This is a genomic window from Collinsella sp. wc0583 (assembly GCF_046116915.1).
GTDB lineage: Bacteria > Actinomycetota > Coriobacteriia > Coriobacteriales > Coriobacteriaceae > Collinsella.
Map to the genome: position 1 here is coordinate 53,637 of NZ_JBJXBN010000008.1, position 13,431 is coordinate 67,067.

At 60.3% G+C, this 13,431-nt stretch carries 14 protein-coding genes; 3 read left to right on the top strand and 11 right to left on the bottom strand.

Going from position 1 to position 13,431, the window contains the following annotated elements; translation table 11 throughout:
- Positions 1–3: 3 nt before the first annotated feature.
- From tatC to ACKUUJ_RS08200, 4 genes are all read right to left on the bottom strand, one after another.
- Complete coding sequence (tatC, locus tag ACKUUJ_RS08185) at positions 4–795, bottom strand: twin-arginine translocase subunit TatC (RefSeq protein ID WP_022093860.1); 792 nt, start codon at positions 793–795, stop codon at positions 4–6.
- Positions 795–1,376, bottom strand: coding sequence for a twin-arginine translocase TatA/TatE family subunit (locus tag ACKUUJ_RS08190; RefSeq protein ID WP_409065260.1), 582 nt, complete (start codon positions 1,374–1,376; stop codon positions 795–797). Before ACKUUJ_RS08190 ends, tatC begins: the two co-directional genes overlap by 1 nt.
- Positions 1,377–1,530: 154 nt before the next feature.
- Positions 1,531–1,845 carry an STAS domain-containing protein gene (locus ACKUUJ_RS08195; RefSeq protein WP_117769921.1) on the bottom strand — a complete coding sequence of 105 codons (315 nt, stop codon included), beginning with the start codon at positions 1,843–1,845 and terminating at the stop codon, positions 1,531–1,533.
- Between the two features lie 66 nt (positions 1,846–1,911).
- Positions 1,912–3,216, bottom strand: a complete 1,305-nt coding sequence (locus ACKUUJ_RS08200; protein ID WP_409065261.1) for an aminotransferase class I/II-fold pyridoxal phosphate-dependent enzyme — start codon at positions 3,214–3,216, stop codon at positions 1,912–1,914.
- 150 nt (positions 3,217–3,366) lie between these two features.
- On the opposite strand from ACKUUJ_RS08200, the gene ACKUUJ_RS08205 reads away from it, so the two are divergent.
- Positions 3,367–3,621 carry a hypothetical protein gene (locus ACKUUJ_RS08205; protein WP_040359778.1) on the top strand — a complete coding sequence of 85 codons (255 nt, stop codon included), beginning with the start codon at positions 3,367–3,369 and terminating at the stop codon, positions 3,619–3,621.
- An 86-nt stretch (positions 3,622–3,707) separates the two neighbouring features.
- Here the strand turns inward: ACKUUJ_RS08205 and nhaA are convergent, their stop codons facing one another.
- From nhaA to ACKUUJ_RS08240, 7 genes are all read right to left on the bottom strand, one after another.
- A complete protein-coding gene (gene nhaA / locus ACKUUJ_RS08210; protein ID WP_409065262.1) occupies positions 3,708–5,066 on the bottom strand; it encodes a Na+/H+ antiporter NhaA in 1,359 nt (452 codons plus the stop codon).
- A gap of 266 nt (positions 5,067–5,332) precedes the next feature.
- Positions 5,333–6,256, bottom strand: coding sequence for a manganese-dependent inorganic pyrophosphatase (locus ACKUUJ_RS08215; RefSeq protein WP_117646235.1), 924 nt, complete (start codon positions 6,254–6,256; stop codon positions 5,333–5,335).
- A gap of 166 nt (positions 6,257–6,422) precedes the next feature.
- Positions 6,423–7,376, bottom strand: a complete 954-nt coding sequence (locus ACKUUJ_RS08220; RefSeq protein WP_226812558.1) for an ROK family protein — start codon at positions 7,374–7,376, stop codon at positions 6,423–6,425.
- A gap of 241 nt (positions 7,377–7,617) precedes the next feature.
- Entirely contained in the window at positions 7,618–7,950 is a 333-nt protein-coding gene (locus ACKUUJ_RS08225) for a PTS lactose/cellobiose transporter subunit IIA (RefSeq protein WP_197736861.1), read from the bottom strand.
- Positions 7,951–7,959: 9 nt separating this feature from the next.
- Complete coding sequence (locus ACKUUJ_RS08230) at positions 7,960–8,262, bottom strand: PTS sugar transporter subunit IIB (RefSeq protein WP_035137700.1); 303 nt, start codon at positions 8,260–8,262, stop codon at positions 7,960–7,962.
- A gap of 161 nt (positions 8,263–8,423) precedes the next feature.
- Positions 8,424–9,767 carry a PTS sugar transporter subunit IIC gene (locus ACKUUJ_RS08235; RefSeq protein WP_195444678.1) on the bottom strand — a complete coding sequence of 448 codons (1,344 nt, stop codon included), beginning with the start codon at positions 9,765–9,767 and terminating at the stop codon, positions 8,424–8,426.
- A gap of 119 nt (positions 9,768–9,886) precedes the next feature.
- Complete coding sequence (locus ACKUUJ_RS08240) at positions 9,887–11,287, bottom strand: glycoside hydrolase family 1 protein (protein WP_117746098.1); 1,401 nt, start codon at positions 11,285–11,287, stop codon at positions 9,887–9,889.
- 304 nt (positions 11,288–11,591) lie between these two features.
- Between ACKUUJ_RS08240 and ACKUUJ_RS08245 the strand changes: the two genes are divergently transcribed.
- Positions 11,592–12,311 (top strand): GntR family transcriptional regulator, encoded by a 720-nt coding sequence (locus ACKUUJ_RS08245; RefSeq protein ID WP_409065263.1) that lies wholly within the window; start codon positions 11,592–11,594, stop codon positions 12,309–12,311.
- A gap of 74 nt (positions 12,312–12,385) precedes the next feature.
- A complete protein-coding gene (locus ACKUUJ_RS08250; RefSeq protein WP_409065264.1) occupies positions 12,386–13,318 on the top strand; it encodes a type I phosphomannose isomerase catalytic subunit in 933 nt (310 codons plus the stop codon).
- Positions 13,319–13,431: the final 113 nt, after the last annotated feature.

Sequence of the window (13,431 nt, forward strand, 5' to 3'; positions counted from 1 at the left end):
GTTTTACTCCTCGTCGTCCTCGTCGTCCGAGAACAGGTCCAGACGGCTCACAAACAAGCCCTCCTTGCCCTCGCGCGCGGTAATGACCACACGGGCGATGGCGAGCGAAATCTCGTAGAGCGAGAGCAGGGCGCCATACATGAGACCCAGCGTAACGGGCGAGCCGTCGGGCGTGATCACAGCCGAACCCACGAGCAGGCCAACGTATACATAACGCCAGGCACCGCGGAAAGCAGCGTAGGACACGATGTGGAAGACGGACAGATAGAAGATGATGAGCGGCAGCTCAAACGCCACGCCAAAGCCGATCATAAAGAGCAGCTCCATGTTGACGTAGTTCTCCAGATCGGGCAGTGCCGTAGCGACGGCCGAGGTCTCGCCGATGAGCCACTCAAAGCCCGCAGGAATGATGATGAAGTAGCAGAAGATGGCACCCAGGAAGAACAGCACCGTCGAGGCGAGCACCGTGGGCACGACCCACTTGCGCTCGTTGGGGCGAAGCGCCGGCAGGAAAAACGCCAGAATCTGCCAGATGATCATGGGCGTGCACATGACAACGGCCATCTTGATGGCCAGCGAAAAGCGCAAACCAAAGCCACCGAGCGTGGTGGTGATGTAGAACTTACCGTCCGGCACAAAAGAGCGGATGGGGTCTTCCAGGATGTCGAGCACCACAGGCGTGGCGAAATACAGCACGATAGCGGCGGCAAACACCGACACGACCACGATGGTCAGGCGGCGACGGAGCTCTCCCAGGTGATCGAAGAGCGGCATTCGCGCAGGTCCGATAGGCATTACTCATCGCCTCCCTTCGGGGCGTCGGCGTCAGCAGCGTCGTCCTCGGCCTCGAGCTCGCGAGCGAGCTGGTCGACGACGGCCTTGCGCTTACGGGGACGACGGGCGTAGAGGTCAGCCGTCGTGGGCTCTGCCGGCTCGGGCTCGGGCTCCGGCTCTGCAGCAGGCTCGGGCTCGGCTGCGGCAGCAGCAGCGGCGGCAGGCTCTGCACCCTTGGCCTCCTCGGCAATACCTTCGTCCTCGGTGGCACCCTCACTTGCGGCCTTCTCGGCGGCAAGGCGGGCGCGGCGCTCCGCAAAGGTCTCCTTCTTTGCGGGCGCGGCCGTCTCGACGGCATCCTCGTCCGCATCGGAATCGTCATCGACGGCAGCCTTCTTGGACTTGACCGGAGCCGAAGCAGCCTCGCTTACCGGATCGATGATCTCGGACTGAACAACGGCCGTCATCTTTTCCTGCGTCTCGCGGAACTGACGAATGGCACGGCCGATCGTGCGGCCCATCTGTGGGAGCTTATCCGGGCCAAACAGCAAAAAGCCGAAGACCACGATGATCGCGAGCTCACCCTCTCCAATACCAAACACACATACCTCCAAGGCTCGATGTGAGTCGAGCCCGCACCGCGCCATTCGGCCGGAACTCGTCTATTCATTCGGTCAAGTATAGCGCCCGGACGCCAAAACGTCCGAGCGCATCACAAACATATGCCAAACGGCACGCCCTTTTTGGGGGCAAAGATTATGCCGCCGTGATCGAAATCTCCTGGTCGACGCCCAGCAGCTGAACCACGCGCATCACCTGGGGCTGCACATTAGTGCAGCTAAAGCGCTTACCGTGGTCGACCGCGTGGTGCGCGGCGCCCACGAGCACGCCAATGCCCGTCGAATCGATGTAGCTCACCTGGGCAAAATCGAGCTCAACGGCCTCAGTGGGCTGCTCGAGCGCCAGGTCAATGGCATTGCGCAGGCTATCGGCGTTAGAGATATCGATCTCGCCGGTCACCTTAATGGTGTAGATCTCCGGTGTGGGGTTGGTGGAAATACCCAAATCCATGTATACGCTCCTTTACGTATCGAAAGTGCGGATAGTACTGGGCGCGGACTTGCGGGGCCCTAGGCGTTAGGCGCGCTCGGCACGCGCAAGCTCGGCAGCGACAAGCTTAACGGCCAGCACCAGTACGTCGAGTGCTGCCTCCAGGTCCTCGACCGTGGGATAGCTCGGCGCGATGCGGATGTTGGTGTCGCGCGGATCCTTGCCATAAGGCCAGGTGGCACCAGCCGGCGTAAGCTTGACGCCCAGGTCGGCACAAAGCGCGGCGACCTTTTGGGCCGAGCCCTCGGGACCATCAAAGCTCACAAAGTAGCCGCCGCGGGGATGTGTCCAAGTGGCGCAACCCGTATCGCCCAGGCCCTCGGTGAGTTTGCGCTCAACGGCCTCAAAGCGCGGGCGCAAAAACTCGGCATGCTTTTTCATGTGCTCCTTGACCGCCTCGATGGTGGGAAGGAAGCGCACGTGACGCAGCTGGTTGAGCTTATCGGCGCTGATAAGGCCGGCCTTCAGGCGCTTGGAGAACTCCGCGATAACCGCGGGGCTCGCACCGATAAAGCCGATGCCGGCGCCCGGGAAGGTGATCTTGGACGTCGAGGCAAAGGCCACCACGCGATCCTCGGTGCCCGCCGCGCGAGCGAGGTCAAAGATGTTTGCGAGCTCGTCGGTCTCATCGTACAGGTCGTGCACGCAGTAGGCGTTGTCCCAGAAGATGCGAAAATCGGGTGCGGCCGTGGGCATCTCGACCAGGCGACGCACAGTGTCCTCGCTAAAGGTGATGCCCGTGGGGTTGGAATACTTGGGCACGCACCAGATGCCCTTGATGGAGTCGTCGGCGGCAACCAGGCGCTCGACCTCGTCCATGTCGGGGCCGTTGTCGGTCATCGCGACGGGAACGTTCTCGATACCCAGGTCGGCGGTGATGCCAAAGTGGCGGTCGTAGCCGGGAACAGGGCACAGGAACTTGACCCTCTTGCCGTCGTGCGCGGCCTCATAAGCCTCCCAGGGCTCGCTGCCGCACGAGCCGCAGCGCCAGAACATGCCAGCGATATCGTGCTCGATCAGCAGGCTCGACGAACCCAGTACAAGCGTCTGCTCGGCGGGGCAACCCAGGAACTCCCCCGCTAGCTTGCGTGCCGAGGGAATGCCCTCAAAGCAGCCGTAGTTGGAGCAGTCGACGTTGCCGTCGTGCAGATCGGCATCGGCATTGAGGATATCGAGCATGGGTCGAGAGATGTCCACCTGGGAGGGCGACGGCTTGCCGCGGGCCATGTCGAGCGCCAGGCCCTTGGCCTTGACCTCGGCAACCTCGGCTTTGAGTGCCTCGATGGCGGCATCGAGTTCGGTGGTTTCCATCTTCTGGTAGATCGTCTGCATGGGGTGCGACCTTTCGCGAAGCGGTACGTTGCAGTTCGTCTAAGTATAGACCGCCACCGCCGCAACGGTATGAAGCCGTGATAGATTAAGTTCATCGCAATGAATTATGAATCGCCGCGCATGCCGGCGTGGGGCGCCCAAGGAGGCACTATGGAATACGGATCGTTCCAGGCCGAGGAATTCGGCGACCTGCAGCGCCTGGTCGACGGGCTGTTTTACGACCGCCGCGCCATCGACCGCCTGGATCTCATCGTACAGGCCGAGATCTTGGACCTGGCGCCCGATCTCATGGAAATCGTGAACCTTTTGCCGCCCGGTTACTACGACCGCCAGTCACTTTGCGACCAGCTCAACTCCGCCTTGGCCGCCCACGGCTGGGGCGCCGTCTACGGAACGGTGGAATAAACCTAGTCGTTTAAGAACGTCCCCAATGACTAAAACGCCGCTTGTGATGGTGTTCACAGGCGGCGTTTTCAAACTTGTATGTGCTCTTACTCGTCCTTGGGCGCGGGGTGTTTGCAGACCACGCTCATGTAGATCATACCGAGCACGGCAGCGGTGACCGAACCGGCAAGGATGGCGGCCTTGGCAGCCAGAACCTCAAACTGGGCCGTCGGGAAGGCAAGGCCGCTGATGAGGATCGACATGGTGAAGCCGATGCCGCCCAGAATGCCCACACCGGCAATCATGTGCCAGTTAACGTTATGCGGCAGCTCGCAGACCCTAAACTTAACCAGGGCAAACGTCATGCCAAAGATGCCGATCGGCTTGCCCAGCAGCATGCCAAAGTACACGCCGAGCGTCACCGGGTCGGTGAGCAGCGTGCTCATATCCACACCCACTAGGCGAACCTGTGCGTTCACGAACGCAAAGATCGGCAGAATCACAAAGTTGACCGGCGTGGAGATCAGACGCTCCATGCGGATGAGCGGCGGGGTCACGCGGTGCATGACGCGCTCGACCCTGGTGGTCGAGACGGTAAAGTCATGCTGGCCCAGGATGTGTGCCTCGTCGTCGTAGCGGTCATCAAGCAGCGGCAGGCACTCGCCCAACCAATCGGTGAGGCTATCGAGCTTGACGCCGCACTTGGCCGGAATGGTAAAGGCCAGGATGACGCCGGCGAGCGTGGCATGTACACCGCTCTTGAACATGCAGAACCACAACAGCAGGCCCAGTACCGAATACGGGGCGAGGCGGTAATGCTGCGTCTTGTTGAGCCACACGAGCGCGCAGGTCACCAGCGCGGCGGCGCCCAACCAAAACGGATTGGGGCTCTGACCGTAGAAGATGGCGATGGCGGCGATGGAGATGAGGTCATCGGCGATGGCGAGCGTCGAGAAGAACACGCGCACGCCGTTGGGCACGCGGTTGCCCAAAAGCGACAGCACGCCCAGCGCAAAGGCAATATCGGTTGCCATGGGGATGGCCCAACCGTTGCGGGCGCCGGCATGGTTAAAGATCAGGTAGATGCAGGCAGGAACGACGACGCCGCCCACGGCCGCCAGCATGGGAAGCATGGCCTGACGCGGATTCTTGAGCTCGCCGACCGTCATCTCGTACTTAAGCTCAATGCCCACCAACAAAAAGAAAAACGCCATGAGGAAGTCGTTGACGAAAAGCTCAACGGTAAGACCGGCCGTAAGGTTGCCCAGACCCACATACAGCGGGGTCTCCAAAAAGTGATGGATGGCCTCGTAGGCATCGGTATTGGCGCAAATGACGGCGGCGATGGCGGCGATGACCATAACCGCGGCGGAAATCGTGCCGTTCTCGGCGATGCGCTCCCAAATGTCGTGGCGTTCAAAGCGCTTGCGCTCACGGACGTTGAACAGCTGCTCGGTTGCTGCCATGGGCGGCTCCTTTCACGGGAAAGCTCCCGTCTTAAAAAAGCACGGCCCGCCCAAGTGGCGGCGCCGCGCTCTAACGTATTACGCTTGCATCTAGCCTACCCTGCACGACAAGCACGCAGGCGTGACCGAAAAGCGGAACCACAGGTTGAACATTATTTGCTCAACGGCACGGGCACGCCTGTCCAAGAGACGACGCGGCGCATGCACAAAAAACGACCGGAGCGCGGGGCGTCCGCGATCCGGTCGTGGCGTTCGGTCAACTAAACCTAGCAGGCGGCCATGATGGGGGCAGCGACCTGCTTCTTACGGGAGAGGACGCCCGGCATCCAGACGCCGTCGTGCTCGTCGGCAATGCCCAGGCCCTTCTGAGCAGCCTCGGTCTCGCCCTCGAGCAGGACCTGCGAGCCCTCCTCCATGATGTCGGTGATGCACAGGACAATGCCGTCGGCACCCTTCTCGGCGGCGTAGGCGCGCATGGCCTCGCGGATCTCGTCAATCATGCCAAGCGCACGGCTCTTGTCGACGGTCTCGTACTGGCCGATGAGCAGCTTCTTGCCGGCGGGCTCGAACATCTTGATGTCGTTGCCGACCATCTCGGCAGCGGTGAAGGAGCCGGACGGGCGGGTAAGGAAGACCTCCATGCCAAACTTGACCGGGTCGACGCCCACCTGCTCGCCGAGCTTGGCGGCGACGGCGCGGTCGACATCGGTGGTGGTGGGGCTCTTGAGCATGAGCGTGTCGGTCATCATGGCCGAGAGCAGCAGCTTGGCCTGGACGTCGGAAAGCTCAACGCCGAGCACGTCGGCGAGCTTGGTGACGATGGTGCAGCTGGAGCCCCAGGGCAGGCAGATGTAGTGCAGCGGGCCGGCGGTCTCGAAATCGCCGATGCGGTGATGGTCGACGACGCCAAAGACCGTGGCGTCCTTAAGGCCGGCGACGGACTGGGCGGACTCGTTGTGGTCGGTGAGGACGACGAGCTGACCGGCCTCGACGGACTCAATCACGCGGGGCTCGGCAATGCCGGCGTCGGCGAGCAGCTTGGCGGACTCCGCCGGAAGCTGACCAAGGGCGCAGGCCTCGTAGGTGTTGCCGGCATACTCAACCTGGTTGAGCAGCTGGGACAGGACGACGGCGCTCATGATGGCGTCGTTATCGGGGTTCTGGTGACCAAAGACAAGAACGTTTGCCATGGATATCCTCCACTTGATATGTGTACTTGGACGTAGCTATGGTAGCACGCCGATGCCGAGCCTTCGCAGACGGAAGGGCCACGGCATATTTTGTGGCAGGTATGGGGGCCAAGGCTGTCCCTTTTGCACCATGTTGGTGCAAAGTAACCTGACCCCCTTGCACCAGCTATTTACCGGCGGCGCGCAGGGCTACGTAGGCGGCACCGATGATGCCGGCGTCGTTTCCGAGCGAAGCGACCTTAATGGGCGTCTCGCGCGAGGCGGAAAGCGCGTAGCGCTGGAAGTGCTCGCGAACCTTATCGAGGTAGACATCGGCCGAGGCGGACGCGCCGCCACCGATCAGGAACATCTCGGGGTCGACCACGTTGGCGATAAGTGCCAGAGCACGGCCGAGATAGTCAGCCATGGTATCGGCAGCTGCCAGCGCGAGCTTGTCGCCCTCGCGGCAGGCCTGGAACACGTCTTTGGAATCGGAGGGGCCGGTGAGCTCGATGGGCTCGACGCCCGCCTTCTTGCACTCGGCCAGGTAATTGCTCACCACGCCGGTGGCGCTGGAATACTGCTCCAGGTGGCCATGGCCGCCACAGCCGCAGGTGCGCTCCTCGGCCGGGTTCAGGCACATGTGGCCAATCTCGCCGCCGGCACCCACAACGCCCGATACCACGTCGCCGTTAACGATAACGCCGCCGCCCACGCCGGTACCGATGGTGACCATCACCACGTTCTGCACGCCCTTGGCAGAACCGAGCCAGGCCTCGCCCATGGCGGCGGCGTTGGCATCGTTCTCATACTTAACGACCGCATCAGGGCAGTGCTCCTGGATGGCGATCTTGAGCTCGGGCAGGTTAATGGCAATGTTGGCCTTGACCTTGGCATCGCCCGACGCCGGGATGGGGCACGGAACGGCCAGGCCAATGCCTGCCACAAAGGCGCGCGGAATCTGCGCCTTAGCGACCACCTGGTCGATAGCCTCGGTCACCGCGGCAAAGCCCGCAGCGTCAACGATAGGAGGCGTGGGCACGCTGGCCTTGGCAAGCAGGTTGCCGTCCTCGTCGAACAGGCCCTCCTTAACCGAAGTGCCGCCGACGTCGATGCCGATGTAGTACTGCTTAGGTTCCATAGGAGCCCACCTTTCTCGTTTAAACATTGCCTGTATGGTACCGCTCTCAAGGCAAAAACCTACCAAAAAGGGACAGGTTTGTTTTGGCAGGTTTTATCTGGGGTAACGCAATTGGCTGCCCAACAGGCCGCGCAAGACCATCCCCAAAAATAAAGGCGCCGGGAGGCGGAGGCTCCCGGCGCCCGTCAAAGGGACTATGTTGTCTGTTGGACCGCACGGTCCGTCGCGGCGATAACGCCGACTAGGCCTGAAGTGCCTGCAGCTGCTTGTGAACCTCGATGAGCTCCGTCGCCATGACGCGCATGGTCTCGGTGCCGGCCATCTGGTCCTCGGCATGCAGCAAAATCAACGGGGCCTCGCCGTTACGTTCGCCGTTGGCCTCCTTCTTCAGAAGCCCCATGTGAACATCGTGGCCACCGTTATAGGCCTCGTCGCCCTGCTTGATAAGCTCCTCGGCGGCGTCAAAATCGCCCTCCTTGGCCTTTTGCACGGCATTGATGTACATGCTCTTGGCGGTACCGACGTAGCTGATGATCTCAAAGCAGGTCATCTGCAGTTCGTTCATATCCTCCATGCAGAGCACCTAGCCCATCACGCTGACGCAGTGGTCGATGATGCCGGCAGCGTTCATGCGGCCGTAGTCGACCATGTTGATGACCTCGACCGGAAAACGACCGGCGGCCTCCTTCTCAAAATCGCCCTTGGTGTAGCCGATCTGCGGACCAAGCAGCAACATGTCGCACTCGTCCAGGTGATCGTGGGCCTCGTTCATGGGACGAGCCTCGACCTCAATATCCAGACCACGGTTTGCAACCTCGGCCTGCATCTTCTGGACCAGCAGGCTCGTGGACATACCGGCATTGCAGCAGAGCATGATCTTCTTCATGGTTTCCTCCTTATAACTGCGCGGCGCGCAGACGACAACTGGTTTTATTCCTTGCGGCTATTGTGCCCACCCCCCTGCATCTTTACACAAGGGAGAGAGCTGCGGGCACCGGCGCCGCGTACCGGCGCCCGCAAAGGTGAAAGGGACGAACGTTAGGCGTTCTACTCGGCGAGAGCCTCCTGCTTGGCGATTGCCTTCTCGGAAATCTTCATAAAGGGCAGGTAGACGGCCATGCCAATGACAATCTCGATAGCCTGCCACACGCCAGCGCGCCAGTCAAAGCCCGTAGCGAGCAGGGCATTGATGACGGGAGGCATGGTCCAGGGCACCTGGGCGATGCAGGGGCTGATGATGCCTGCGCAGGTAAGGCCATAGGTGATGCCGATGAACAGGTCGGGAAGGAGGACAAACGGGATCATGAGCGGCAGGTTGTACACGATGGGGTAACCGTAGATAACCGGCTCGTTGATGTTGAACAGACCAGGCAGGATAGCCATCTTGGAAACGGTCTCGGAAGCCTTGTTTTTGGAGAACAGGAGCGTGTCGAGCAGGAGCATGAGGGTGCAGCCCGAGCCGCCGATGAGGGCGAAGCTGTTAACGATCTGCATGTTCATGTAGTGATCGGGCTGGATGGTGCCACCGGCGGCAAAGGTAGCCATGTTGTCGACGATGAGCATGGTCAGGATCGGCTCGACGGTAGCGCCAGAGATGGTGGACTGGTGAATACCGACGCAGAACAGCAGGTTAGCAAGGGTGTAGATGAGGATAACAGCCCACGGACCAGCGTTCATGATGCTCTTGAGCGGGTTGGAGATGCACGTGGAGATGATGGTGCACAGATCGGTGCCGGCGCACACGGCGAGCAGGGCTGCGGCAAGAGCGAAGACCGCGAGGTTAAGCAGCATCGGAATCATGACGTTGAAGGAGTTGGAGACCGCGGGAGGCACGCCCTCGCCCAGCTTAACCTTGAGCTTCTCGACGCCAGAAATCTTGATGAAGAGCGAGACGGAAAGCAGGGCGATGATAATAGCCGAGAACAGACCGTTGGTGCCGGTGTTGGCAGTCGAAAGGGCGCCCGTGACCTCGGCGGAGGTGATCTTGTCGGTGAGCAGTGGGCTCGTGGCGGCAAGCGTGGCGGTGATCTGCTGCGGCATCATGATGACGAAGGCAGAGATAGCGACGACCATGCAAGCAAGCGGATTATCGAAGCGCTTGTTCTTAGCGAGGCTGTAGCCAATCAATCCGGCCAAGATAATGGCAGAGACGTTGAGGGTGCCCAGCGTAATCGCCGAACCCCACGTCTGAAGGTTGGCAAGGCCCGCCGCATCGAGCGGGAACAGAGGGAACACGACGTTGTTAATAAGAACCGCGATACCCGCAAGGATATAGAGCGGCGTGATGGTCGCGAAGGCGTCACGCAGGGAACGCAGGTGAACCTGGTTTCCCACCTTCGCAGAGACCTCGGCAAACTTGTCGAGGAAGCTCTTTCCGTTGTCACTGGCCATGATTGCTCCTAACTTTCAAATCCGGCCTTTCCTATGCGCACGGTGGTCTGTCGCCCTCTGCCACCAGATGTGCCATGTGTTGCGCGCGGCGGCGCGCGGTCTGGACGTTCGTCCGGTCGCTAATCAACCACGTGGGTCGTGGCGACCTGTTTGAGCCAGGCCGCCGACTTCTTAAGACGGCGCTTATAGCCATCCATCAGATCGACCTCGACAAAGCCATAGCGATTCTTAAAGGCATTGGCCCAAGACCAGTTATCGATGACGGCCCAATAATGGTATCCGCGGCACTTGGCGCCCTCGTCGATGGCCTTGGCCACCCACTCCAGGTGCTGACGTACAAAGTCGACGCGGTAGTCATCCTGGATGGTTCCTTCGGCGTCACGGTTCTTGTATTCGTCCATGATGCCGATGCCGTTCTCGGAAACGAACCACTCAAGATCGGGGTAGTTCTTAGCGCAGTCCATGCCAAAGTCGTAGAGGCCCTGCGGGTAGATCTCCCAGCCGCGGCTCTCGTTCATAACGGCGTCGGGCCATACGTACTCGTCGGCAAAGTGCGGCAGGCCGTACTGGTCGACCTTGCTCGCCGGCGCCTGAACACGCGTGGGGTGGTAGTAGTTGCAGCCTAGCCAGTCGACAACACCCTGCTTGAGGATCTCTTGGTCGCCGGCGCGGAACGGGAGCTTAACGCCGCCCTCGGCCAGGCTGTCGAGCACGTCGGCAGGAAGCTCGCCCTTGGTGATGAGGTCGAGCCACCAGCGGTTGTTGATGCCGCTGGTCATGCGCACGGCCTCGAGGTCCGCCTCGCTGGGGTTCTCCTTGGTGTAGACCGGGGTAAAGCAGTTGATCATGCCGATCTTGGCATCGGCGCGAATAGCGCCCTCGTCATAGGCGCGACGATAGTTGGCCACGGCCAGCGCGTGCGCCAGCGAGATGTGATACTGCACGGTGCGGGCGCGGTTGAAGTCGTGGAGCTGCGGGAACCACACGCCCTCCTGATAGCGCTGCTCGGGCTCGACGATGGGCTCGTTAAAGGTGAACCAGTACTTAATCTCCTGGCCAAACTCGTGGAAGGCGACGTCGGCGTAATGTGCGTAAGCCTCGACAACCTCACGGCTCTCCCAGCCGCCACGGTTAAAGAGGTAGGTGGGCATGTCAAAGTGGTACAAGTTGACAAACGGCTCCAAGCCGGCTTCGCGAGAGGCGCGGAACAACTCGTGATACCACGCGGCACCTTCCTCGTTGAGGTTGCCGTCGGCATCGAGCAGACGGCTCCACTGGATGGAAGTGCGATAGGTATCCAGACCCAAGTCCTTCAAAATGCGAAGGTCTTCCTGGTACTTGGCCATAAAGTCATTGCCGGCGTAAGAGCCAACGCGGTTGTAGAACGAACCCAGATCCTGGATGGACCAGGTGTCCCACAGGTTCTCGAGCTTGCCGCCCTGGTTCCACTGACCCTCAGTCTGCGGGCCGGACATAGCAGCGCCAAAGAAGAAGTCGTTGGGCAGCTGATACTGTGCCATCAAAGTCCTCGCTTTCGTGTTCTAGAGCTTCCGGTTGGAGACGGGTTTGCTTTGGCAGGTTATCCGGCGCGGGCGCGCACCGGCCATACCGATATCCAACCCGCCAAAACAAAACCGTCCCCAAACGGTCGATCCTGTTGTGCGGAAGGATTCCGTTCGTTGCTTAAACTATAGCGCTCTAATTTTAAAAGTAAAGCGTCTTTTTCTTTTTTCTTTCTCGAACTTCTTAGATAAAAGTAATATGGATGCCCTGTTGAGGGTTATACTTACTTTTTGTATTCATATATGTCGGAAAGGAGGTTCCATGATTCCCAAATACGAGGCGATAGCTGCAGATATTCGTCGAAGTATCGAGGATGGCGCTCTTAAACCGGGCGACAAGCTTCCCACCGTCGTTGAGTTCTGTGAGCTCTATAGCGTTTCCAAAATCACTGTCAAACGAGCTATCGAGCAAATCACCGAGGAAGGTCTAATTACCAGCCGTCGTGGATCGGGTACCTACGTTAAGGACACGGCGGGGCTTCCCGGCCAGGCGTTTTTCCAGGGCAAAAACGACCGTGCCCAGGGTTTTTCGTATGAGCACCGCGGGGAGAAGGTGACCTCGGTGGTCTATGATTTCTCGATTGTTAATCCACCAGCGGACATCGCAGCCCAGCTGGGAATTGCCGAGGATGACTTTGCCTATCACATCGTGCGCGTGCGTCAGGCCGATGAGAAGCCCATCGTTATCGAGTACACCTACATGCCGCTCGAGCTGATTCCGGGCCTTAAAAAGAAGGACCTGTACGGATCGGTCTACCATTTCATCCGCGAGCAATGCGGGCTGAAAATTTCGAGCTTCCACCGTACCATTCGCGCCGTGGCAGCAACCAAGGAAGAAGCTGAGCGCCTGGACACCAAACCTGGCTCTCCCCTGCTCGAGCTCAAGCAGATTGGCTTTTTGGACAGCAGCGCCGCCTTTGAGTATTCGGTCTCGCGCAACGTTGGCGACCGCTTTGAGTTGCACAACGTAACATTGGCATAGGTTTTTGTAGTCATACAGGCGCTCGTTTTGAACAGTTTTACGCGGCGCCCACGCAGCACAATGGGGGTATGAACATGTCCGATTTGATTAAACTGACGCCGATCTTCCACGAGAAAATCTGGGGCGGCCGTCAACTCGAAACCGTATTTGGCTACGACATTCCCGAGGGTCCCATCGGTGAGTGCTGGGCCATCTCGGCCCATCCCAACGGTGACTGCCAGATTGCGGAGGGCCCGTATGCCGGCCACACGCTTTCATGGCTGTGGGCCGAGCACCGCGAGCTCTTTGGCAATTGCGAGGGCAAGGAGTTCCCGCTGCTCATTAAGATTCTGGATGCCAAGGACGACCTTTCGATCCAGATTCATCCCAACGACGAGTACGCCGCCGAGCACGAGAACGGCAGCCTGGGCAAAACCGAGTGCTGGTATGTACTGGACTGCGAGCCCGGTGCCACGATCATCGTCGGCCAGCGCGCCAAGGACCGCGTCGAGGCCGCACAGATGATCGAGGAAGGCCGTTGGGACGACATGCTCAACGTGTTGCCGATTCACAAGGGCGACTTTTTCCAGATTGATTCCGGTACCGTGCACGCCATCAAGACCGGCACGCTCATTTTGGAGACGCAGCAGTCGAGCGACGTGACGTATCGTCTGTACGACTACGACCGTCCCGGCACTGACGGCAACCTGCGCCCGCTGCACATTGAGCAGAGCCTCGACTGCATCGACTTTGATGCTCAGGCTCCGACCGACGGCACGGTGACCGCGCCCGAGGTGGACGGCGTGACCGAGCTCGAGTCTAACTCCTGCTACACCGTCGATCGCGTGCGTGTCGACGGCAGCAAGACCCTCGACCAGCGCTGGCCCTTCATGTGTCTGTCGGTCATCGACGGCGAAGGCACCGTCTGCGGCGACCCCGTCCACAAGGGAAGCCACCTGCTGGCCCCGAGCACCGTCAGCTCCATCGACCTCGAAGGCAAGATGGAACTGATCATCAGCCACCTGTAGGTCACCGGTCCCCAAGCGCTCGTCGGGACGGGGCGCGGGGGTTTGGTCGCCTGCTCGGACAGTCCTGCTCGCACGGAGAGCACATTAAGTGCTCTCCGGCTCGTGCGGAACTC

What these genes read in the sequence shown, in the direction of transcription:
- ACKUUJ_RS08215 (WP_117646235.1), bottom strand. Translation starts at nt 6,256, where the DNA reads ATGGCAAACGTTCTTGTCTTTGGTCACCAGAACCCCGATAACGACGCC.
- ACKUUJ_RS08235 (WP_195444678.1), bottom strand. Translation starts at nt 9,767, where the DNA reads ATGGCCAGTGACAACGGAAAGAGCTTCCTCGACAAGTTTGCCGAGGTC.
- ACKUUJ_RS08225 (WP_197736861.1), bottom strand. Translation starts at nt 7,950, where the DNA reads ATGGAGGATATGAACGAACTGCAGATGACCTGCTTTGAGATCATCAGC.
- ACKUUJ_RS08200 (WP_409065261.1), bottom strand. Translation starts at nt 3,216, where the DNA reads ATGCAGACGATCTACCAGAAGATGGAAACCACCGAACTCGATGCCGCC.
- ACKUUJ_RS08250 (WP_409065264.1), top strand. Translation starts at nt 12,386, where the DNA reads ATGTCCGATTTGATTAAACTGACGCCGATCTTCCACGAGAAAATCTGG.
- ACKUUJ_RS08220 (WP_226812558.1), bottom strand. Translation starts at nt 7,376, where the DNA reads ATGGAACCTAAGCAGTACTACATCGGCATCGACGTCGGCGGCACTTCG.
- ACKUUJ_RS08240 (WP_117746098.1), bottom strand. Translation starts at nt 11,287, where the DNA reads ATGGCACAGTATCAGCTGCCCAACGACTTCTTCTTTGGCGCTGCTATG.
- nhaA (WP_409065262.1), bottom strand. Translation starts at nt 5,066, where the DNA reads ATGGCAGCAACCGAGCAGCTGTTCAACGTCCGTGAGCGCAAGCGCTTT.
- ACKUUJ_RS08230 (WP_035137700.1), bottom strand. Translation starts at nt 8,262, where the DNA reads ATGAAGAAGATCATGCTCTGCTGCAATGCCGGTATGTCCACGAGCCTG.
- ACKUUJ_RS08195 (WP_117769921.1), bottom strand. Translation starts at nt 1,845, where the DNA reads ATGGATTTGGGTATTTCCACCAACCCCACACCGGAGATCTACACCATT.
- ACKUUJ_RS08245 (WP_409065263.1), top strand. Translation starts at nt 11,592, where the DNA reads ATGATTCCCAAATACGAGGCGATAGCTGCAGATATTCGTCGAAGTATC.
- tatC (WP_022093860.1), bottom strand. Translation starts at nt 795, where the DNA reads ATGCCTATCGGACCTGCGCGAATGCCGCTCTTCGATCACCTGGGAGAG.
- ACKUUJ_RS08205 (WP_040359778.1), top strand. Translation starts at nt 3,367, where the DNA reads ATGGAATACGGATCGTTCCAGGCCGAGGAATTCGGCGACCTGCAGCGC.